At 70.7% G+C, this 21,348-nt stretch carries 16 protein-coding genes; 10 read left to right on the forward strand and 6 right to left on the reverse strand.

Annotated features, from left to right (window positions below; all coding sequences use genetic code 11):
- Positions 1–29: 29 nt before the first annotated feature.
- Positions 30–1,010, forward strand: a complete 981-nt coding sequence (locus tag KIK05_RS20880; RefSeq protein WP_214412447.1) for a hypothetical protein — start codon at positions 30–32, stop codon at positions 1,008–1,010.
- Between the two features lie 16 nt (positions 1,011–1,026).
- Here KIK05_RS20880 and KIK05_RS20885 read toward each other — a convergent pair whose 3' ends face one another.
- On the reverse strand, positions 1,027–1,854 hold the full coding sequence (locus tag KIK05_RS20885) for a LysR family transcriptional regulator (protein WP_308250032.1): 828 nt from the start codon (positions 1,852–1,854) through the stop codon (positions 1,027–1,029).
- Positions 1,855–1,970: 116 nt separating this feature from the next.
- On the opposite strand from KIK05_RS20885, the gene KIK05_RS20890 reads away from it, so the two are divergent.
- Entirely contained in the window at positions 1,971–3,272 is a 1,302-nt protein-coding gene (locus tag KIK05_RS20890; protein WP_214412449.1) for an MFS transporter, read from the forward strand.
- Positions 3,273–3,315: 43 nt separating this feature from the next.
- Here KIK05_RS20890 and KIK05_RS20895 read toward each other — a convergent pair whose 3' ends face one another.
- Together KIK05_RS20895 and KIK05_RS20900 are read right to left on the reverse strand one after the other, a co-directional pair.
- Entirely contained in the window at positions 3,316–4,317 is a 1,002-nt protein-coding gene (locus KIK05_RS20895) for a hypothetical protein (protein WP_214412450.1), read from the reverse strand.
- 141 nt (positions 4,318–4,458) lie between these two features.
- Positions 4,459–4,632, reverse strand: a complete 174-nt coding sequence (locus KIK05_RS20900; RefSeq protein ID WP_214412451.1) for a hypothetical protein — start codon at positions 4,630–4,632, stop codon at positions 4,459–4,461.
- Between the two features lie 406 nt (positions 4,633–5,038).
- On the opposite strand from KIK05_RS20900, the gene KIK05_RS20905 reads away from it, so the two are divergent.
- Positions 5,039–6,463 (forward strand): serine/threonine-protein kinase, encoded by a 1,425-nt coding sequence (locus KIK05_RS20905; protein ID WP_214412452.1) that lies wholly within the window; start codon positions 5,039–5,041, stop codon positions 6,461–6,463.
- A 15-nt stretch (positions 6,464–6,478) separates the two neighbouring features.
- On the opposite strand, the gene KIK05_RS20910 is transcribed toward KIK05_RS20905, so the two are convergent.
- A complete protein-coding gene (locus KIK05_RS20910) occupies positions 6,479–8,512 on the reverse strand; it encodes a beta-galactosidase (RefSeq protein ID WP_214412453.1) in 2,034 nt (677 codons plus the stop codon).
- A gap of 184 nt (positions 8,513–8,696) precedes the next feature.
- Between KIK05_RS20910 and yicI the strand changes: the two genes are divergently transcribed.
- The 7 genes from yicI to KIK05_RS20945 all read left to right on the forward strand — a co-directional run bounded on the left by yicI (position 8,697) and on the right by KIK05_RS20945 (position 18,630).
- Positions 8,697–10,994: an alpha-xylosidase gene (yicI, locus tag KIK05_RS20915; protein WP_214412454.1), complete on the forward strand. Its 2,298-nt coding sequence runs from the start codon at positions 8,697–8,699 to the stop codon at positions 10,992–10,994.
- Positions 10,995–11,014: 20 nt separating this feature from the next.
- Positions 11,015–12,334 (forward strand): ABC transporter substrate-binding protein, encoded by a 1,320-nt coding sequence (locus KIK05_RS20920; RefSeq protein WP_214412455.1) that lies wholly within the window; start codon positions 11,015–11,017, stop codon positions 12,332–12,334.
- A 123-nt stretch (positions 12,335–12,457) separates the two neighbouring features.
- On the forward strand, positions 12,458–13,399 hold the full coding sequence (locus KIK05_RS20925; protein WP_214412456.1) for a carbohydrate ABC transporter permease: 942 nt from the start codon (positions 12,458–12,460) through the stop codon (positions 13,397–13,399).
- Entirely contained in the window at positions 13,396–14,265 is an 870-nt protein-coding gene (locus KIK05_RS20930) for a carbohydrate ABC transporter permease (RefSeq protein WP_214412457.1), read from the forward strand. The genes KIK05_RS20925 and KIK05_RS20930 overlap by 4 nt, the downstream gene beginning before the upstream one ends.
- 97 nt (positions 14,266–14,362) lie before the next feature.
- Complete coding sequence (locus tag KIK05_RS20935) at positions 14,363–17,326, forward strand: glycoside hydrolase family 3 protein (protein WP_214412458.1); 2,964 nt, start codon at positions 14,363–14,365, stop codon at positions 17,324–17,326.
- Positions 17,327–17,608: 282 nt separating this feature from the next.
- A complete protein-coding gene (locus KIK05_RS20940) occupies positions 17,609–18,439 on the forward strand; it encodes a helix-turn-helix domain-containing protein (protein WP_214412459.1) in 831 nt (276 codons plus the stop codon).
- Positions 18,430–18,630, forward strand: a complete 201-nt coding sequence (locus KIK05_RS20945; protein ID WP_214412460.1) for a DUF397 domain-containing protein — start codon at positions 18,430–18,432, stop codon at positions 18,628–18,630. The genes KIK05_RS20940 and KIK05_RS20945 overlap by 10 nt, the downstream gene beginning before the upstream one ends.
- 120 nt (positions 18,631–18,750) lie before the next feature.
- On the opposite strand, the gene KIK05_RS20950 is transcribed toward KIK05_RS20945, so the two are convergent.
- Both KIK05_RS20950 and KIK05_RS20955 read right to left on the reverse strand, forming a co-directional pair.
- Positions 18,751–19,161, reverse strand: coding sequence for a TetR family transcriptional regulator C-terminal domain-containing protein (locus KIK05_RS20950; protein WP_214412461.1), 411 nt, complete (start codon positions 19,159–19,161; stop codon positions 18,751–18,753).
- Positions 19,162–19,246: 85 nt separating this feature from the next.
- Positions 19,247–21,343: a serine/threonine-protein kinase gene (locus KIK05_RS20955; protein WP_214412462.1), complete on the reverse strand. Its 2,097-nt coding sequence runs from the start codon at positions 21,341–21,343 to the stop codon at positions 19,247–19,249.
- Positions 21,344–21,348: the final 5 nt, after the last annotated feature.

Here is a 21,348-nt window from a genome sequence, read left to right on the forward strand (position 1 = left end):
CCGTCATCGCGACTCTCTGGAGGCTTCCGATGTCCATCACCCATCTCATCCCCTCCCGATCCGGGCGCGCACCGCGGCCCGCGCCCGCCACGGCCGGGACCTCGACGCCGTCCGAGGGCATGCGAGCCTCGCTGAAGGGGTTCTGGGCCGACGCCCAGGGATACCAGCGCCTGGCGTACCTCGTCGGAGCGGCCCTGATCGCGACCGGGCTCGTGCACGCCGCCATATGGGCGGTGGCCGGCGGTTCGGTTTCCGGACCGCTGTCGTGGCGCAAGCCCACGACCTTCGGTCTGTCGTTCGGGATGGTCACCGCCACATTGGGCTGGATCGCCACCTACCTTCCCACGCGGCGGCCGGCCGGCTGGGTCCTGTCGGGCCTGCTGTGCGCCTCGACGACCGCGGAGGTGGCCTGGGTGACGCTGCAGCATGCACGAGGCGTCCCTTCGCACTTCAACACGGCGACCTCCCTGGACGACGACCTGTTCACGGGGGGAGGGGTGTCCATCGCCGTCACCGTCCTGGTCATCGCCGTCGTGACGGTGGCCGCCTTCGTCCGTACGACGGCGCCCTCGCCGATGGCCTGGGCGATCCGTTCGGGGCTGGTGGCGTTGCTCGCCGCCCAGCTCGTCGGCGCGTGGATGATCGTGCACGGCCTGTCGCTGCTGGAGACCGGCGCCACCCCTCTCACCCGGTCGATGAGCACCTATGGCGCCGAGGGCGCGATGAAGTTCGCCCACGCCGTCCCGATGCACGCGATCCAGGTCTTCATGGTCCTGGCGTGGCTGCTGGGGTTCTCCGGTGTGCACCCGCGCCGCCAGCTGGCGCTGGTGCTCATGGCGGTCGCCGGGTACGCGGGCCTGTTCGGCGTGGTGGTGCTGCGCACCCTCGACGGGCTGGCGCCCTTCGACTTCGGCGTCTCCACGCTGATCTATCTGATCCCCGGCGGGCTCCTGGCCGCCTGCGCGGTCGTCACCGTGGCGAACCTGTACCGCCGCCAGAGGCAGGTCTGACCTCCTGGTGACGGGCTCAGGCGCTCATCGCGTACAGCACCTCGCGCAGTGATTCCTCGCGGCCGGACTGCCATACCAGGCGCAGCGCCAGGGCGGGCGCCTCGACCTCCAGCTCGACCAGCGAGCCCTCGGCCAGGTCGCCGGCCACCGCGAAGTCGGGCAGGAGCGCCATGCCCAGTCCCTCACGCGCCCAGGCGCGCACGGTGGTCACGCCCGAGAGCTCCCGGTGCGCGACACGGTCGCCGAACACCTGCTCGGCGGCCATGCGGAAGGAGCAGCCCGTCTCGGTGACCAGCAGCGTCTCGCCGGAGGCGCCTGGGGCGGTCACCAGGGCCAGGCGCACCTCCCCGACGTCGAGGAAGTCGAGGCCGGGAGGCGTCTCGAAGCCGAGGGAGCCGATCCGGGTGCCGGTGTCGAGCAGGAGCCCCGCGTCGAGGCCACCCCGCGCCACCTCGCCCAGCAGCCGCCGCCGGGCCAGGGCGCGGACGTCCAGTTCGATCTCCGGGCGGCGCGCCGCGAGCCGCTTCATGATGCCGGGCAGGTGCGAGGCGACGAGCGTCTCGAGCGCTCCGACGCGGACCGCGTGCAGGCGCCCGGTGACGGCCCGCCGCACCGCTTCGGCGTGGTCGAGCAGGCCGCGCGCCTCGGGCAGCAGGGCGTGGCCGTGCTCGGTGAGCCGCATCCCGGCCGGGGTGCGTTCGAAGAGCTTGACGCCGAGTGAGGCCTCCAGCCTGCGGATCTGCTCGGAGACGGAGGCCGGTGCGAGCCCGAGCAGGTGGGCTCCCTCGGTCACCGTGCCGCACCCGGCGACGGCGACGAATCCTTGCAACTGCCGAAGCTCCACGCGGTCGAGCATACGGCTCTCCCGTATGACGGGCAGGAGAGGCGTTCGGTTTTCCCGAACGCAGTGTGCGGCCGGGCCTGTTGAGGTGGCCGGGCGTTTTCCGGAGAGTGTCCGGCGTGCTCACACGGACCTCACCAAGAACACTCGTCGGGCTCTCGCTCGCCTACTTCCTCGTCCTGCTCGACACGACCGTGCTCACGGTCGCCCTTCCCGACCTGCGGACCTCGCTCGGCGGGTCCTTCGAGGGCCAGCAGTGGGCGGTGAACGGCTACACCGTCGCCTTCGCCGCCTCGCTGCTGACCAGCGGCGCCGTGGCCGACCGGTACGGTGCCGCCCGCGTGTTCCGCGTCGGCGTCGCCGGTTTCGGCGTGGTCTCCCTGCTCTGCGCCGCCGCGCCGAACCTCTGGAGCCTGGTCGTGTTCCGGGCGCTGCTCGGGGTCACCGGGGCCCTGTGCCTGTCCGGATCGCTCGCGTTGATCGCCCAGCTCTACACCGAGCCCGCGGCCCGGGCGCGGGCCATGGGCGTGTGGGCGGCCGTCAGCGGCACCGCCCTGTCGGCCGGCCCGCTCGCCGGAGGCCTGCTCGCCGGGCTGTACGGCTGGCGCGCGGTCTTCCTGATCAACCCCGTCCTCGCCGCCGTCAGCATGGTCGTCGCCCGCGGGGCGACCTCGCCTCCCGGCCGCGGCCGCATCGACTGGCCCGTCCAGATCGCCGCCTGTGCCTTCCTCGCGCTGCTGGCCGACGCGATCACGCAGGTCGCGGTCCTGCCGCTGGCCGGCGCGCTGGTGGTGCTCGCCGTCCTGGTGTGGCTGGAGCGCCGCAGCGACGCCCCGGCCCTGCCGGGGAACCTGCTGCACGCCGCCGGATGGGGCCTCACCACCGGGGCCGTCGTGAACTTCGCCTTCTCCGGCGCCCTCTTCGTGATCACCCTGCTCCTCCAGGGCGCGGGACGCCTTTCGCCGCTGGCCGCGGGGCTGGCCTTCCTCCCGCTGACGGTCCCGATGACGTTCAACGCCTTGCTGACGGGGCGCGTCGTCGCGAGGTACGGGCCGCGCCCCCCGATCGTGGCCGGACTGATCCTGCTGGTCGCGGGCCTGGTGGTCACGGGGTTCACGCTGCGCGCCGACGCGGGGGCCGGTGTCTCGCTCTTCGTGGGCATGGCCCTCATGGGGTTCGGCCTGTCGTGCTGCTTCCCGGCGCTGGCCGCCGGAGTCGTGGCCGCGGCCCCTCCCGGCCTCGCCGGTACGGCCGGGGGTCTGCTCAACGCCGTCCGGCAGGTGGGTGCCACGCTGGGCGTGGCCGTCATGGGCCTGGTCGCGGGGGGAAGCGGATCCGGGACCTTCACGGCACTGCTGATCGCCGCCGTCCTTGTCGCCCTGGCCGGCCTGACGGTGCGGTCGGCACGAGCCGCCCGGTGAGGGAGGCCGGATGCCCCGCCGCCCGCGGGGCGTCCGCGCGGGATCACACCGAGACGGCGGAGGGCCTTCCCGTGGCGCCGCGCCGCAGCCTGTCGTTCAGTTCCACCAGCTCGCCCGTGCGGGTGAGGTGGGAGGCGGCCGCCTCGAACTCCTTCTTCAGTTCGTTGCGGAACACCAGGACACAGCCCAGCCAGATCGACGAAGCGGCCACCTGGAGCGGCGGAAGCAGATAGGCGGCGGTGATCGAGATCGGCATCAGGGCGTTCGACACCATGTTGACGCGGTCGTTGAACCTGCGTTGCGCCTCGGCGGCCGCCGAGGAGTAACCGGACAGCTCGCCGACGGCGTCGGCGAGCACGCCGTTCGAGGCGACGGAGCGGGAGTTCATGGACGCCCGGAGGGCGTCACCCGTCTCGCCCTGGAGATGGTCGCCCGACCTTCGGACGGCCCCGCCGAGGCTCTCCGCGTGCGCGCCGACGGACTCTTTCAGCTCGCCGGCGGCCAGGGCGCGTTCCTCCCACCCCTTCACGTCCCGGTAGTTCAGCCAGATGAGAGTGAGCGCCGCCAGGTTGAACACGGTGGCCAGCCCGCCGGCCATCCGCAACGTGCCCAGCGACGTCCGTCCGAGGCGCGCCGCGCGGGCGACGCCGGCCGTCGAGGCCACCGCGGTACCGGCCGACATGATCGAACCCTTGGCCAGGGGCCACAGGCTGAGCTTGGGCCGGTCCGCGGCGTCGTGGTCCACCGCGACGGCCGAGGCGGCGGCGATGCCGGCGTCCTCGGCCTCGGCGTACCTGCGGCTCGCGGTGTGCACCTTCTGGGTCGTCTCGTCGTGCTCGGTGCGCAGCAGTCCCGCCGTCGTCACGGCCTCGGCCGAGTGTTTCGACATCCTCGTCATGGAGTCGCCGGCGGCCTCGGGGAACTCCGACGGATGCGGGTGCAGCTCGCCGAGGTCGCGGAAGAACGCGTCCGCGGCGGGCCGCAGCTCCGACAGGTCTTTCCGGAGGTCGCCCACTCCGCCGTAGTCGACGAAGAACCCGTCCACCCCTGCTCCCTGAGAATGTCGCCGGCAAGATCGACTTCACCCTACGAAGCGCGATCCCGGGAACAGAGGAGGTTTCCGGATGGACGGTCATTCTTCGGCCGGCGTTAATCCGGATGTCGGCCGGAGAGGCGGGGACGCCGGTCAGGCGGCGTTGGTCGGTCCGCCCGGGCGGGGAAAACGGATCACGTTGCGACCGGTGTAGGCCTGCAGGTGGACCACTTTGGTCTCGTGAGAGGGCTTGCGATCGTGTGCCGAACGGATGTCGCGCACCTTGTGGCGTGGAACGTAAGCGGGCACCGCCGCCAGCCTTCTCATCGAGCCCCCCGGCGTGATGATTCTGTTACCTGAGATGTCTACAGATGATGGCGTAAGACTATTGTAAAGATCTCTAGTACGGCAGCGGACGCCCGGACGGCGAGCGCAGATCGAGCGTGAACGGCGTGTTCGTGCGCCGGCCCGCGCGGGGCCGGGTGATCCTGATGCGCCTCATCGCCGTCACCCTCCGATCGTCGGCCGTGTGTCTTGAGCAGACTATTGCTCACGGCACTTGACGTCCTCTTATCAACGGGTTGCACCTCACGGGGACGGCGGCGTACCGCTGGGGAGAGTGTGACAACTGACGATATTGCTGCTTAAGTACGAAGATCTAGGAATCTGCCCGGTCGCTGTCGCACTGCGCCGGTCGGGGGTGGTGTGATCCGTTAGTCGATGGGGGCGTGCGATGACGGCATCTCATGTCCGGCGGTCCGGGGATCCTCAGCAGGTCGGCCCTTACCGGCTGATCCACCGGATCGGCGCGGGCGGTCAGGGCGTCGTCCACCTGGCGGAGGACGGCGCCGGCAACCGGGTCGCCGTGAAGGTCCTCAGGGAGGACATCGCCGCGGACGAGGACACCCGCAACCGCTTCGCCCGCGAGGTCGCCATGGCCCAGCGGGTGGCGTCGTTCTGCACGGCGCAGTTCCTGGCCGCCGACCTCTGGGCGGACCCGCCGTACATCGTCACCGAGTACGTCGACGGTCCCTCCCTGCAGGAGGACGTCATCCGGAACGGCCCGAAGAGCGGACCGGCCCTGCAGCGGCTGGCCGTCGGCACCGCCACCGCCCTGACCGCGATCCACGAGGCCGGGCTCGTCCACCGCGACTTCAAGCCCGGCAACGTGCTGCTCGGCCAGGACGGCCCGCGGGTGATCGACTTCGGCATCGCCCGGGCCCTGGACGGCACCTCCACCGTCAGCAGCCAGGTGATCGGCACGCCCGCCTACATGGCCCCGGAGCAGGTCAAAGGCGAGCCGATCGGAGCGGCGGCCGACGTCTTCGCCTGGGGCGCGGTCATCGCCTACGCCGCCAGCGGCCGTTCCCCCTTCGCGGCCGACACCACCCCGGCCGTCCTGTACCGGGTGCTCGACGGGCCGCCGGACATCGACGGCGTTCCGGAGCCGCTGCGCTCGCTGGTGGCCGAATGCCTGAACAAGGACCCGGCGGCCCGTCCCTCGATGCAGGAGGTGCTGCTGCGGCTCCTCGGCTCGCGTGACGCCGGGCAGGAGACCGCCCGGAGCGACCAGGGCACCTCGCGGGGCCGTTCACGCAAGGGATCCCGCTCCCGTTCCCGCAAGGGGAGCCCGTCGGCCGCGCAGGCGGCTCCTCCCGCCGTCGATGGGAGGCCGCCGCGGCCCGTCTACCGGCGCCCGCCGGTCGTCGCGGCCGCCGCCGTCCTGCTGGTGTCGGCGGTCGCGGCCGGGTTGTTCTTCCGCCCCCATGGGGCGTCCTGGCAGCCCGACCCCGCCCCGCCGCAGGCGTCCGCGTCTCCGCCGCGGAAGCTCGCCGCCCTGGCGGCGAAGCTGAGGGGCACCTGGGAGGGCACGCTGGTGCAGAACAACGGCAAGAACTGGCGCATGTCGGTGTACTTCCCGGGGCACGGCAGGACGGCGACGGTGAAGTATCCCGACCTCGGGTGCGTCGGCGTGCTCACGATCGCCCTTCCGGATCGCGGCTTCTACACGATGCACGAGAAGATCCGGCGCGGCGGTCGCTGCAGTCCGGAAGGCGACTTCACGATGAGGTTAGGCAAGGACGTCCTGGTGCTCGACTACAAACCGTACGGCGACGGCTACGGCGCGAACGCCACCCTCCGCCGCAACGATCCCTGACCCTCGCCGGGCCGCTCAACCCCCCTGGGAGCCGGCGCGCAGGACGGCGAAGCCACGCGGCCGGAGACGAAGGGTGCCCTCCACCGAGGCGCCGGTCAGCACGTCCGTGCCGTTCGCCGTGACCTCGTGCTCCTCGGTGGTGTGGTTCAGGGCGAACAGCCACTCCCGCCCGGCAGCGCCACGCCGCCGTACCAGCTCCACACCGGGGGGAGCGACGGCGGCGGGCAGGCCCGCGCGGCGCAGGATCCGCCCGTAGGCATCGTCGTCCAGGTGGGTGGAGACGTAGAACGCGCGCCCTGCCCCGTGGGTGTGCTCGGTGACGGCCGGGAGCCGGTCGAGGTCGCCACCGGCGTACCGCGCGAGGACCTCGGCGCCGCGCGGCTCGACCCGCTCGCTCCAGACGGTGCCGCTCGCCTCCGCTCCGTCGTCCTCGAACCGGATCGGCACGGGCCCGGCCAGGGGCAGGAACTCGTCGACCCGGACGCCGAGGAGGTCGCGGAAAGCCCCCGGGTACCCGCCGAGCCGCACCCTGGCGTGCTCGTCGGCGATGCCGCTGAAGAACGAGACGACCAGGGTGCCGCCCCGCTCGACGTACGCCGACAGGGCGCGCGCCGTGGCGTCCGACACCAGGTAGAGGCCCGGCACCAGCACCATCCGGTAGGCCGGCAGGTCGTCGCCGGGACGGGCGAAGTCGGCGGTGACGCCGCCGCGCCACAGCATCCGGTGCGCCTGGCGCACGGCGTCCAGGTAGCGTACCTCCGAGGAGGGGAATCCGGGTGACTCCACGGCCCACCAGCACTCCGGGTCCCACAGGACGGCGACGTCCGCCACCACACGGCTCCCGGCCTCCGAGCCCGCCCCGGCCGGGGAGGCCGGGGCCGGCGGGTCCTCGCCCACCTCCGCCAGTTCCGGGAGGAGGCGCCCGAGGTCGCGGATCTCGCGGAAGACGCGGCTGTCGGGGCCCGCGTGCGGCACCATGCCGCCGTGCCACAGCTCGGCCCCGCCCCGTGAGGCCCGCCACTGGAAGAACATGGCCCCCCGGGAGCCCCGGGCGACGTGCTGGAGGCTGTGCAGGGTGATCTCGCCGGGCCGCTTGGCCCGCATGCGCGGCCCCGTGTACACGACCCCGGCCGCCTGCTCCATCAGCAGCCACGGCCGTCCGCCCGCCCAGCCGCGCGCCAGGTCGGCGGCGAACGCGGTCTGCTCGGCCGCCTCCTCCAAGCCCTCGGGGTAGTGGTCGATCGCGACGAGGTCGACCTCGTCCGCCCACTCCCAGTGGTTCACCGGCACCCAGCCGCCGAACACGAAGTTGGTGGTGACCGGCACGTCGGGGGTCAGCTCGCGGAGCACGGCCTTCTGGGCGCGGTAGTGGCCGAGCATCGCCTGCGACAGGAAGCGGCGGAAGTCGAGCACGTGAGAGGGGTTCGGGAGGTACTGCGTGGCGCGGGGCGGCGCGATCTCGTCCCAGTCGGCGTAGTTCTGGCTCCAGAACGCGGTGGTCCAGGCGTCGTTGAGGGCCTCCAGGGTGCCGTGCCGCGCCCGCAGCCAGGCGCGGAACGCCCGCGCCACGTGGTCGCAGTGGCATCCCGTGCCGTACTCGTTGTGGACGTGCCACATGGCGAGGGCCGGATGGTCCCGGTAGCGCTCGGCGAGTGCCCGGGTGACGCGCACGCAGGCCTCGGTGTACGACGGGGCGCAGACGCAGTAGGTGTCGCGGCTCCCGTGGGTCAGCCGGGTGCCGTCGGCGGACACCGGCAGCGCGTCGGGGTGGGCGAGCCCGAACCACGGCGGGGGAGAGGCGGTGGGCGTGGCGAGGTCGGCCCGCACGCCGTTCTCGTGGAGCAGGTCGAGCACCCGGTCGAGCCACCCGAAGGTGTGCCGGCCGGGGGAGGGTTCGAGTCTCGCCCAGGAGAAGACGCCGAGGGTGACGAGGTTGACCCCGGCCTCCCGCATGAGGGCGACGTCCTCGTGCCAGACCTCCTCGGGCCACTGCTCGGGGTTGTAGTCGCCTCCGTAGCACAGGCCGTCGAGGCCCTTCGGCCAGCGCATGCCGGGTCCTCCGCTCGTCGATCCGGCGCGCGGAGCGGCACGGAATTCGTACGGTGGCCAAACTAATTAGCCCGTGTCCGTCCTGTCAACGGACGGTGCCGGGTCCTCGACATCGTTGACGTTTGTTCGTATAGTCGGCAAACTAATTCGCGTCGCAGTCTTCGGATCTCCCAGGAGTCCCGCAATGCCGTACCGTCCCCCTCTGATCGCGCACGAGTACTTCAGTGCGGACCCGCCGGAGCTTCCGGTGCGCGCGAAGGGAGAGCAGGGCCTCTCGGCGCTCACCCGTGCCGAGCTGATCTCCGCCGACGCGCAGGGCGTGACGCTCAAGGCGTCCACCTCGGCGGACGAGGCGCTGGTGGTCCAGGTGAACGCCGCGGGCGAAGGTGTGATCAGGGTCAGGCTGAGCGAGGACTCCGAGGCCCGCACTCGCTCGGCCCGCGTGACCGAGATGGTGCACCCTCAGGAGTTCGCCGGCGCCCGGGTGGAGAGCGGCGAGGGCCGGGTCGTGGTGGACGCGGGCGCGGTGCGCGCCGAGATCACGCTGGAGCCGTGGCACCTGCGCTTCACCGACGCCGCCGGCCGCCTGCTCACCGAGCAGGAGCGCGGCCACGTGGACATCAGCGGCCGGCTGCGCACGCTGCCGTTCGGGCGTTCCCTTGTCGACGGCGTGACGGTGGCCTACCAGGAGAGCCTGGTCGCCCAGCCGGACGAGCACTTCGGCGGGTTCGGTGAGAAGTTCACGCCCCTGGACAAGCGCGGCCAGCGCCCTGTCATGTGGAACTTCGACGCCTACGGCGCCGAGTCCGACCGTTCCTACAAGAACGTTCCGTTCTTCGTGTCCAGCCGCGGCTACGGCCTGGTGGTCGACAGCGGCATGCCGGTGGAGTTCGACGTGTGCCGGGCGACCCACAGCTGCGTGGAGTTCGTGGTGCCGGACGACCTGATCGACTACTACGTGATCGCCGGGCCCACCATCCCCGAGATCCTCGCCCGGTTCGACCGGCTCACCTGTGCGCCGGAGCTGCCGCCCAAGTGGGCCTTCGGAAGCTGGATCTCCTCGGGCTTCTTCCGTGACAGCCAGGAGCGGGTGCTGGAGCGGGCGCGCAGGATCCGTGAGAAGGGCATCCCGTGCGACGTGCTGCACCTGGACTGCTACTGGCAGACCAAGGGGCACTGGTCGGACCTGCGGTGGGACCCGGAGACCTTCCCCGACCCCGAGGGTATGCTCGCCACACTCAAGGAGCAGGGCTTCGAGGTCTGCCTGTGGATGAACCCGTACGTCTCCCACCTGAGCCCGCTCTTCACCGAGGGCGCAGAAAAGGGATATTTCCTAAAGAAGCAGGACGGTGAGGTGTATGTCGCGGACTCCTGGCACGGATCCTACCCGGCCTGCGGCATCGTCGACCTCACCAACCCCGGCGCCGTCGAGTGGTTCAAGGACCTGCTGCGCCCGCTGCTCCGGCAGGGCGTCGCGGCCTTCAAGACCGACTTCGCCGAGGGCGTCCCGCACGACTCGGTGGCGTTCAACGGCATGACCGGCACCGAGCTCCACAACGTCTACTCCCTGCTGTTCAACGACGTGGTCGCCGACGTCACCCACGAGATCAACGGTCACCGCCTGGTGTGGGGCCGCTCGTCGTTCCTCGGCGGCCAGCGGCACTCCGCGCAGTGGGGCGGCGACACCTACACCTCCTACCCGGCCATGGGCAGCACCCTGCGCGGCGGCCTCTCGCACGGGCTGTCCGGCATCCCGTTCTGGAGCCACGACGCGGGCGGCTTCACCGGCACCCCGACCGACGACCTGTACGTGCGGTGGGCCCAGTTCGGCGCGCTGTCGCCGCTGGTGCGCTTCCACGGCACCACCAGCCGCGAGCCGTGGGAGTTCCCGGCCGTCGAGCACCTGGCCGTCGAGGCGATCAGGCTGCGCTACCGGCTCATGCCCTACATCTACTCGGCGGCCGTCGAGGCGGCCCGCACCGGCGCCCCCATGATGCGTGCCCTGTGCGTCGACTTCCCCGGCGACCCGGTCGCCTGGCAGGCCGACCTGGAGTACCTCCTCGGCGCCGACCTGCTCGTCGCACCGATGACCTCCCCGGACGGCACGCGGCAGGTGTACCTCCCCGAAGGGGAGTGGGTCGACTACTGGACCCACCAGGTGCACACCGGTGGCCGCTACATCCAGGTGACCAAGCCGCTCGGCGAGATCCCCCTGTTCGTCCGGCACGGCGCGCTGATCCCGGTCACCGAGGTGCGCGACACCATCGGCGGGGAGCCGTTCGCCGAGGTCACCCTGGTCGCCTACGGCGTTCCCGCGGCAGGCGGGAGCCGTGCCGCCATCTCCGACGTCGACGGTGACACGACGGTCACCGCCACCCGGGACGGCGACGTGCTGCGCGTCACCGTGTCCGGTCCCAAGCAGATCACCAACGTCGAAATCGCTCCCGTCGCCGGCGCCCCCGCCAGGGCCGTCGTCGGCTAGCAACCCCCTGGAGAAAGAGCATGTCCAAAATAGGGATCGTCGCCGCCCTGGCCGCGGCGGCGCTGACACTCGCCGCCTGCGGCTCCTCGGGTTCGTCCGGATCATCCGGCTCCGGCGGCGGGGGCGCCTCCAACGAGCCCAGGACGCTGACGCTGTGGCACTACGAGGGCGCCACCAGCGCGATGGGCGTCGCCTGGGCCGACGCGATCAAGCAGTTCGAGGCGAGCCACCCGAACGTCAAGGTGAAGTTCGAGGAGAAGGGCTTCGAGCAGATCCAGAAGACCGCCTCCATGGTGCTCGGGTCCGACCAGGCCCCCGACATCATGGAGTACAACAAGGGCAACGCCACCGCGGGCCTGCTCTCCAAGCAGGGGCTGCTCACCGACCTCAGCGAGGAGGCCACCAAGCGGGGCTGGGACAAGCTGCTCAGCCCGAGCCTGCAGACCACCGCGAAGTACGACGAGCGCGGCGTCATGGGCGGCGGCAAGTGGTACGGCGTCCCGAACTACGCCGAGTACGTCATGGTGTATTACAACAAGGACGCCTTCGACAAGCAGGGCGTCAAGGTCCCCACGACGTTCGACGAGTTCACCGCCGCCCTCGACAAGTTCGCCAAGGCCGGCGTCACGCCCATCTCGGTCGGCGGCGCGGAGTACCCCGCCCAGCAGATCATGTACCAGCTCGCGCTCAGCAAGGCGCAGCGTCCGTGGGTCGACGCCTTCCAGCTCTACAAGGGCAAGGTCGACTTCCACGGCCCCGAGTGGACCTACGCCGCCACCACCTTCGCCGACTGGGTGAAGAAGGGGTACATCAGCAAGGATTCGGCCGGCATCAAGGCCGAGGACATGGGCACCGCGTTCATCTCCGGCAAGTTCCCCATCATGATCTCGGGCAGCTGGTGGTACGGCCGCCTCAGCACCGACATCAAGAACTTCAAGTGGGGCACCTTCCTGTGGCCCGGCAACCAGATGAGCGCGGGCTCCAGCGGCAACCTGTGGGTGGTGCCCGAGAAGTCCAAGAACAAGGACCTGGCGTATGACTTCATCGACATCACGATGAAGAAGGAGATCCAGAACAAGCTCGGCAACGCCGGCGGCGTCCCGGTCGCGGCCGACACCTCGGCCATCACCGACGAGAAGAACAAGGAACTGATCGAGAACTTCAACAAGCTCTCCTCCCAGGACGGCCTGGCGTTCTACCCCGACTGGCCCGCGCCCGGCTACTACGACGTCCTCGTGGCGGGCGTCCAGGAGCTGATCAACGGCAGCAAGGCGCCGGACAAGGTGCTGGACGAGATCGCCCAGCCGTACAACGACAACCTCGCCGACATCGGCAACTGACACCGCCTGACGGGGCCCGCCGGCCGGCGGGCCCCGTCCCGACAACGTGAAACACCTCGCGCGTAGAGGAGGGACGGCACAGCCGGCCGCCGCACGACCGGCGGCTCCCGTGCCGAACTAGTGATGGCAGTACACGCTCCGGCGACCACGCCGGTGACGGCCGGCGTGCCCGAGCCGGCCCCGCGGATCAGGAGGGGCGCGGGGTACTGGGTCTACCTGATCCCGAGCGCGGTGCTCTTCCTCGCGGTCGTCATCGTGCCGTTCCTGATGAACATCGGGGCGAGCTTCACCCGGTGGAACGGCATCACCACCCCCAGGTGGACCGGGTTCGACAACTACAAGCGCCTGCTGACCGACGAGACCTTCTGGTCGTCCTTCCAGCACAACGTCGCCCTGATCGTCGCGATGGCGATCGTGCCCACCATGATCGGCCTGGTCCTGGCCGCGGCCCTGTTCGACTACATCGGCAAGAAGTTCGGCCCCCGCACGGCGAGCGCGCTGCGCGCGGCGTACTACCTGCCGCAGGTGCTTCCGGTCGCCGTCGCCGGCGTGGTGTGGGGCTGGATGCTGCACCCGTCGTACGGAGCGCTGAACCAGGTGCTCAAGGTGGTCGGCCTCGACGGGCTGGCGCAGAACTGGCTCGGCGATCCGGACATCGCCCTCGCGTCCGTGATGGCGATCATGGTGTGGTTCCAGCTCGGCTACCCGGTGGTGATCTTCATGGCCGGGCTCCAGCGGGTCGACCCCTCGATGTACGAGGCCGCGGAGATCGACGGCGCCAACTGGTGGCAGAGGTTCTGGAACATCACGATCCCGCAGATCAGGCCCGAGATCTTCGTCGTGCTGCTGACCTGCACGATCGCCGCGCTGAAGGTCTTCGGACCGATCTTCGTGCTGACCCGGGGCGGCCCCGGCAAGGCCACCATCGTCCCCTCCTACTTCAGCTACCAGAACTTCTTCGAGAAGGCCAACGTCGGCTACGGCTCCGCCATCGCCACCGTGCTCGCGATCATCATCGTGATCGTCACCTTCCTCTTCCTGCGGGTCCAGGAGCGCAAGTCATGACTTCCCTTCCGGTTCAGCAGGGCCACGTGCGCCCCCGCGTCCCCGGCGCCGGTCCGGGACGGTGGGCGGTGCTCGCCGCGCTCGTCGTCCTCGCCGTGGTGATGCTGCTGCCGTTCGTCATCGTCACGCTCAACGCCGTCAAGACCCCGGCGGAGTACTCGGGCGACGGCCCGCTGAGCCTGCCGCACGGCGTGTACCTCGACGGCATCGTCGACTTCTGGAACCGCGTCGACTTCGGCCGCAAGCTGTTCAACAGCCTCCTGATCAGCGCCTCGGTGGCCGTGCTCGCCGTCGTGCTCTCGGTGCTCAACGCCTACGCCCTCGGCATCGGACGGGTGCGGGGCCGGCTGTGGATCCTGGTGCTGTTCCTGGTGGCCAACACCCTCCCGCAGGAGGCCCTGGCCTACCCGCTGTACTACCTGTCCAAGCAGGTGGGCCTGTACGACAGCAAGCTCGCGGTGATCCTCATCTTCACCGTCGTCCAGGGGGCCTTCGGCACCTACCTGCTGTCGGCCGTGCTCACCGACTTCCCCCGCGAGATCATCGAGGCGGCCGCCATGGACGGCGCGGGCCGCTGGCGCATCCTGTGGCGCGTCGTCGTGCCGGTGAGCCGCCCCACCCTCAGCGTCCTGGCGATCTTCTTCTTCATCTGGACCTGGAACGAGTTCTTCCTGCCGCTGATCTTCCTGATCAGCAACGACAACCAGACCGTGCCGGTCGCGCTCGGCGTGCTCCAGGGCGACAAGATGATGGACGCCACCATGTCCAGCGCCTCGGCCCTGCTCGGCATCATCCCCGCCGTCGCCTTCTTCCTGATCTTCCAGCGGACGCTCACCCGCGGCGTCACGGTGGGCGCCATCAAGTAGCCGCCCGGCGTTCGGCCGCGATCGGGGGCGGCCGAACCTCGCCCGGCGGCACCACCACCATCTCGAAACGCGTCATCTCACCTGACCTGGAGGCGCAATGTCCCTTCGAAGGCCCCTGAGCGCGGCGGCCGGGCTGGCCCTTGCCGTGGGCCTGCTCACCACGGCCCCCGCGCGCGCGGCCGAGGAGTTCCCCTTCCGCGACCCCAAGCTCCCCCTCAGCCAGCGCGTCGACGACCTGCTCGGACGGCTCACGCTGGACGAGAAGATCTCCCTGCTGCACCAGTCGCAGGTCGCGATCCCGCGCCTCGGCATGCCGTACAACAAGAACGGCACCGAGGCCCTGCACGGCGTGGCCTGGTCGAACGACGACAACAACAACTGGGCCCAGACCTTCGCCGCCGGCACGGTCTTCCCGCAGGCCGTCGGCCTCGCCAGCACCTGGGACCCGGAACTGATCGAAAAGGTCGGCTCGGCCGTCGGCGACGAGGTGCGCGGCTACAACTCCGCCGACCCTGTGGTGTGGGGCACCCAGGTGTGGGCCCCCGTGGCGAACCTCCTGCGCGACCCGCGGTGGGGCCGCAACGAGGAAGGCTACTCGGAGGACCCGCTGCTCACCGGCGCCATCTCGACCGCGTACGGCAAGGGCCTCGAGGGCGACGACCCGCTCTACCTGAAGACCGCCCCCGTCATCAAGCACTACCTGGCCAACAACAACGAGTACCACCGCAGCGAGACCTCCTCCAACCTCCCGCCGCGCGTGAAGCACGAGTACGACGAGGCCGCCTTCAAGCCCGCGGTCTCCGCCGACGCGGTCACCGGCGTCATGGCGTCGTACAACCTGGTCAACGGCCGTCCCAACACCGTCAACCCCGACCTGAACGACGTCGTGCGGACCTGGACGTCCAAGGACCTCTACAACGTCAGCGACGCCTGGGCGCCGCACGGCGTCGTCCAGCTCGACCACTACTACGACACCGAGACCGAGGGCTTCGCCGCCACGCTCAAGGCCGGCCTCGACAGCTTCACCGTCGACGACAACAAGCCCGCCACGATGACCTCGCTCATCAAGGACGCGCTCGGCAAGGGACTGCTGACGGAGAAGGACATCGACACCGCCGTGCGTCACGTCCTGTCGGTCCGCTTCCGGCTCGGCCAGTTCGACCCGGACGGCGGCCCCTACGCCAAGATCACCAAGGACGTCGTCAACAGCGCGGCCAACCAGAAGCTCAACCGCGAGACCGCGGCCAAGGCCATGGTGCTGCTGAAGAACTCCCGCGGCACCCTGCCGCTCGACCCCGCCAGGACCAAGAAGGTCGCCGTCGTCGGCCCGCTGCAGAACACCCTGCTCAGCGACTGGTACGGCGGCAAGATGCCCTACAAGGTCACCCCGCTCGACGGCGTCAGGGAGCGCCTCGGCGCGGGTGCGACCGTCACCGGCACCGACGGCCTCGACCGCGTCGCCTTCAAGGACGTCGCCACCGGCAAGTACATCACCGCCGGTGACGCCTCCACTCCCGTGGCCGAGTCCGACACCGCGCCCACCACGGCCTCCCAGTTCGACGTCACCGACTGGACCGACGGGGTGTCCACCCTGCGCAACGTCGGCACCGGCAAGCTGCTGACCGGCAACTGGGGCACCTTCCTCGCCAACTCCGACGTACCCGGCGGATGGTACGTCCAGCAGCAGTTCAAGCTGGAGAAGCAGGCCGACGGCACCTACCTCATCGCCTACGTGGGCTATGAGATCAACGAGGGCTGGTACTCGCCCGCCGACCCGTACGTGACCGTGGGCGCCGACGGCAAGCTCGGCGTCGGCACCAAGGCGCAGGCCGCGCGCTTCACCAAGGAGGTCGTCTCCAGCGGAGCCCAGGCCGCCGCCGCCCAGGCCAAGGGCGCCGACGCGGCCGTCGTCGTGGTCGGCAGCGACCCGTTCGTCGCCGGCCGGGAGAACCACGACCGTTCGAGCCTGGCCCTCGGCCAGAGCCAGCAGGACCTCATCGCGGCCGTCAAGAAGGCCAACCCGAACACCGTGGTCGTCCTGGAGGACAGCTACCCGACCACGATGGAGAAGGTGCAGGACCAGGTCGACTCGCTCCTGTGGACCACCCACGCCGGGGCCGAGACCGGGCACGCCCTCGCCGACGTGCTCTTCGGCGACGTCGACCCCGCCGGGCGGCTCACCCAGACCTGGTACAGGTCGGACTCCTCACTGCCCGACATGCTGGACTACGACATCACCAAGACCGGCCACACCTACCTGTACTACAAGGGGGCGCCGCTCTACTCCTTCGGCCACGGCCTGAGCTACACCACCTTCGCCTACCAGGGCCTCAAGCTGGACTCCGGCACCGTGCGGCCCGACGGCACCGTCCAGGCCACGGTCAAGGTCACCAATACCGGCCGCCGGGCGGGGGACGAGGTGGTGCAGCTCTACACCCACCAGCGGACCTCCCGGGTGACGCAGCCGGTCAAGCAGCTGCGCGCCTTCCAGCGGGTCCACCTCGCGCCGGGGGAGACCAGGACGGTGACGCTGTCGTTCAAGGCCGCCGACCTGGCGCTGTGGGACGTCACCCGTGACAAGTGGACGGTGGAGAAGGCCGAGCACGACGTCATGGTCGGCGGCTCCTCCTCCGCGATCCGCCAGCGCACCACGCTCGCCGTCCACGGCGAGAAGATCCCGCACCGCGACCTGTCCGCGTCGACCCGCGCCGCCGACTTCGACGACTACAAGGGCGTCCTGCTCGTCGACGAGAGCAAGACCGCCGGCGACGCCGTGGGCCGGACCCACACCGGTGACTGGATCTCCTTCAGGGACGCCGACCTGCGCGGCGGCGCGACCACCTTCACCGCCGGGGTGGCCGCCACCGCCGCCGGCAGGATCGAGGTCCGCCTCGGCTCGCCGTCCGGCAAACTGATCGGCACCGCCGACGTCCCGTCCACCGGCGACGTCTACACCTACACCACGGTGAAGGCGCCCCTGACGAAGGCCACGGGCGTCCACGACATCTACCTCGTCTTCACCGGCGACCTCCGCATCAAGGACTTCACCCTGACCGGCTGACCCTCCACCCCCTGCGTCCTCCCTCCGGCGCGGCGTTCGTCTCATCGGCGCCGCGCCGGCCCATCGCCGGAGTCCATCGATGCGGTGACGACTGATTCCGCTGGTCGGCGAGGTCGTGCCTGCTCCTGTTCATGAGTGCCGGACGCCTCCACGGAGTCTGTGATTTCTCGCCCAAGCCCCTGGGCCACGCCTTACTGTTGGTAGCTGATTGACTGCGGAACGACTGCAGAGTCGTCCTGACGTCGATGAGTCAGATCTGGCCAGGTGTCGCGAGGGGGCCCCATGACCAAGATGATCGACATCGACCCGGAGGAGTCGCCGCGCGCCCGGTTCGCCTACGAGGTGCGCCGCCACCGGCTCGCGGCGAAGCTCACGCAGAAGCAGCTGGCCCGGCGCATCGGCTTCTCCACCAGCGCCGTGGCCATGGTCGAGACCAACAGGTTCCGGCCGTCAGAGCGCTTCGCCGAACAGTGCGACCAGGTGTTCGCCCTGGACGGCGTGCTGGCCGGCCTGCACGCCGACGCCTGGCCGCCCCCGCCTCCCGTCCCCGCCCACTTCCGCGACTGGGCGATAGAGGAGCAGAGGGCGACGGCGCTGCGGTTCTGGGCTCCGCTCCTCGTCCCCGGCATTCTCCAGACGGAGAGCTATGCCCGCCAGGTCCTGTCGCGTCTCCCCGGGATCACCGGTGAGGAACTCGAGGTGAGGGTGCTGGCCCGGATGCAACGGCAGGCGATCCTGTCGCGGGACAGCCCTCCTGTGGTCACCGCGCTGATCGACGAGGGGATTCTCCACCGTCCGGTCGGTGGCGCCCTGGTGATGCGCGAACAACTGGAGCATCTTCTGGAAATGGCGAGGCACCCCAAGGTGACCGTCCAGATCGTCCCTTACAGCGCCGAAGCGCTGTCCGGTCTGAACGGGGCCTACACGATTGCCGAAATGCGCGGCAATCCGTATACGGTTCGTGTGGAGTCCCAGCCTTCGGGGCGGACGGTCACCGACAGGGGCACGATCGCCGACCTGGTGAACTGCTTCGACGCCGTCCGGGCAGACGCCTATCCGCAACACCTGTCCTGTCAGCTGATCGAGGAAGTGGTGAAGCAGAAGTGGACCTGAGCGGTGCGCGATGGCGGAAATCCAGCTTTTCCGGCAGCGACGGCGGTGAATGTGTGGAGGTGGCCTCCGGCCTGCCGGGAGCGGTGGCCGTGCGAGATTCCACCGATCCCGGCGGTCCTGTGCTGATCCTCGCTCCCGGCCAGTGGAAGTCGTTCCTCGACGGCGTCAAGGACGGCACGTTCGGCGCCTGACCCATGTCGCTCTGACAAGGGCCGTCACCGCCGCTCGGCCGCCGGCGTGGCCCGCCCGCCCAGGCGGGCCCGGAAACGGTCGACATCGATGACGGCGCGCTTCGCTTCCCGGACGTCTCGTCAGTGGCTCGCGTGCCCGATCAGCGTGGCGGCCACGGATCGGGCGCGCAGCATGGCGGTGCGGTCGCCGTCCACCACGACGCGGGCGTTGGCGCCGTCGATGAGCAGAAGCAGGGCGTAGCCCAGTTCGTCCGGCCGCGCCAGCCCCGCCTGCGCGGCGAGCTCCACCAGCGTCAGGCGCAGCCAGTTCTTGTACGCCGATATGACCTTGCGGGCCGGGTGGCCCTCGTCGGGCAGTTCCACGGCGGCGTTGGTGAAGGGGCATCCCCTGAACCCCCAGCGGCCGTGGCCCTGGGCGAGCCAGTCGAACACCGACAGCAGCCGTTCGGTGCCGGACCCGCTCGTCCGGGCGAGGAAGGCGGTCAGGGCCTCCTGCCGGGAGGCACGCCGGCGGTCCAGGACGGCGGCCACCAGGTTCTCCTTGGACCCGCAAAGCCGGCACAAGCCGCGAGGCTCAGGCGCGGCGGACGGACGGCCCGTGTCGAGGCGGCGGCTCCTACCGGTGGGTGTAGTGGAGCTGGAGCCGGCCGGGCTCGCCGTTGGTCTCGTTCACCGGGATCTCGGCGAGGGGACGGACGACCCTGCCCTTGAGGTCCATGACGACGACCCGGTGGGGGTCCTTCGTCGGGTCCGTCGCCACGAGGTAGGCGTCGTTGTACCACCCGCCGACACTCCATTTGGCGGGTAGGGGGACCGTGGCCTGGCGGCGGCCGGTCCCGATGTCCCACACGCACACCGACTGGACGGCGTCCGGGCAGATCGTGACGAACCGCTTGCCGGCCGGGGAGAACGGGCTCTCCAGAAGTATGGGATCACCGACATCGGGAAGGGTGCGGATCACCTTGCCGTCGAGATCGTAGAACCGCAGGCCCGACTGGGCGCCCGATTTGTACCGCTGGGCGACGGCCGACCGGCCGGGCACCCACACGAAGGGGAACCCGGCGGCCCCCGGCGTCTCCACGTGGACGACCTTCGCCTGCCCCGTCGCCGCGTCGACGACGGCGAAGCCCTTGGAGGTGCGGTCGCCGGACGGCGCGACCTCGAAGGCCGTCAGCAGCAGCCGCCGGCTGTCGTCGGACCAGAACGGATAGAAGTCCTGCAGCGGCTTGTCGGCGAGGCGGACGGCGTACTCCTGGCCGTTCGATCTCCTCACCAGCCGGACGATGTCGTACGGCTGCGGGATCGACTGCTTGAGCCAGGGCAGTACGGCGGTCCAGGCGCCGTCGGGGGAGACGACCGGTTCCTGGTAGGGACCGATCGACTCGAACTCGCCCGTCTTGGGGTCCCGCGCGTACGACTGCGACTCCTTGGCGGTCACGTACACGAACGAGGTGACGCGGATGGGGTCGGCGCCGCTCTCGTGCAGGACCGTCTTGATCCCCGGCGGATTCACCTCGCGGGTCGTGGACGCCGGGGCCGAGGTCACCTCGGCGAGGGCGCGCGGCGTCGGCGTACCCGGCCCGGGCGAGCCGGACCCACCGGAGCGCGCGACCGCGTAGACGACGCCGCCGGAGACCAGCGCCAGCACCGCCGCGCCGGCCGCGATCCACACCCGCCGCCGTCGTGTGCCCGTCGCGTCGCCGGGCACGGTGGTGATCGTGAAGGGGCGGGGCGCCGTGTCGCCGGGGAAGGGGAGGGGCGTACGGCCGGCGGATGCCTGCGGGGGGAAGGAGGCGGCCGGGCCGCCGGGCGGCCGTGCGGAGGGCGACGGGAAAGCCTGAGGTGAGGCCGAGGCGGCGGCCGTGCCGGCGGTGAGGAGGTCGCCGGAGGGGGAACGTTCCCCCGCGCCGAGCAGGCGCAGCAGGGCGTCCCTGGCGGTCGGGCGGCGTGAGGGGTCCTTGGAGAGGCACTGGGCGACCAGCTCGCGCAGGTCGCCGTCGAGGTCGCCGAGCTCCGGCTCCTTGTGCAGGATGCGGTTGACGACCGCCGGGAGCGAGTCCATGCCGAACGGCGGGCGTCCCGTCGCGGCGAACACCATCGTCGACCCCCACGCGAACAGGTCCGAGGGAGGTTCGACCGGGTGGGCGTCGAGCTGCTCGGGCGCCATGTACGGCGGGGTGCCGACGATCCCGGACCCGGTGGCCGAGCTGTCCAGCGCCCGGGCGATCCCGAAGTCGATGACGCGCGGGCCGTCCCTGCCCAGCAGGACGTTGCTCGGCTTGAAGTCGCGGTGCACCACCCCGGCCCGGTGGATGGCCGTCAGCGCGGTCATCGTGCCGACGGCCAGCCGCCGCAGCCGGGCGTTGACCAGGCGCCCCTCGCTCTGGACCACCTGCTGGAGCGTCGGGCCCTCGATGTACTCGCTGACGATGTACGGCCGGTCGCCGAGCGTGCCCGTGGCGATGACCTGGGCGGTGCAGAACGGGGCCACCCGGCGCAGGATCTCGGTCTCGCGCAGGAAGCGGCCGGGTGCGGCGGCGCCCTCCGTGCCGTCCACCAGGCCCTGGCGGAGCAGCTTGACCGCCACCTTCTCGCCCGACGGCGAGGTGGCGAGGAAGACCGATCCCTGGCCTCCCTCACCGATCCGGCCGATGAGCTCGTAGTCACCCACGCCCGTCGGGTCCCCGGCGCGCAGGGGAGCGATGTCGGACACGCGGC

The sequence above is a fragment of the Sphaerisporangium fuscum genome (assembly GCF_018531465.1).
GTDB classification, from domain to species: domain Bacteria; phylum Actinomycetota; class Actinomycetes; order Streptosporangiales; family Streptosporangiaceae; genus Sphaerisporangium; species Sphaerisporangium fuscum.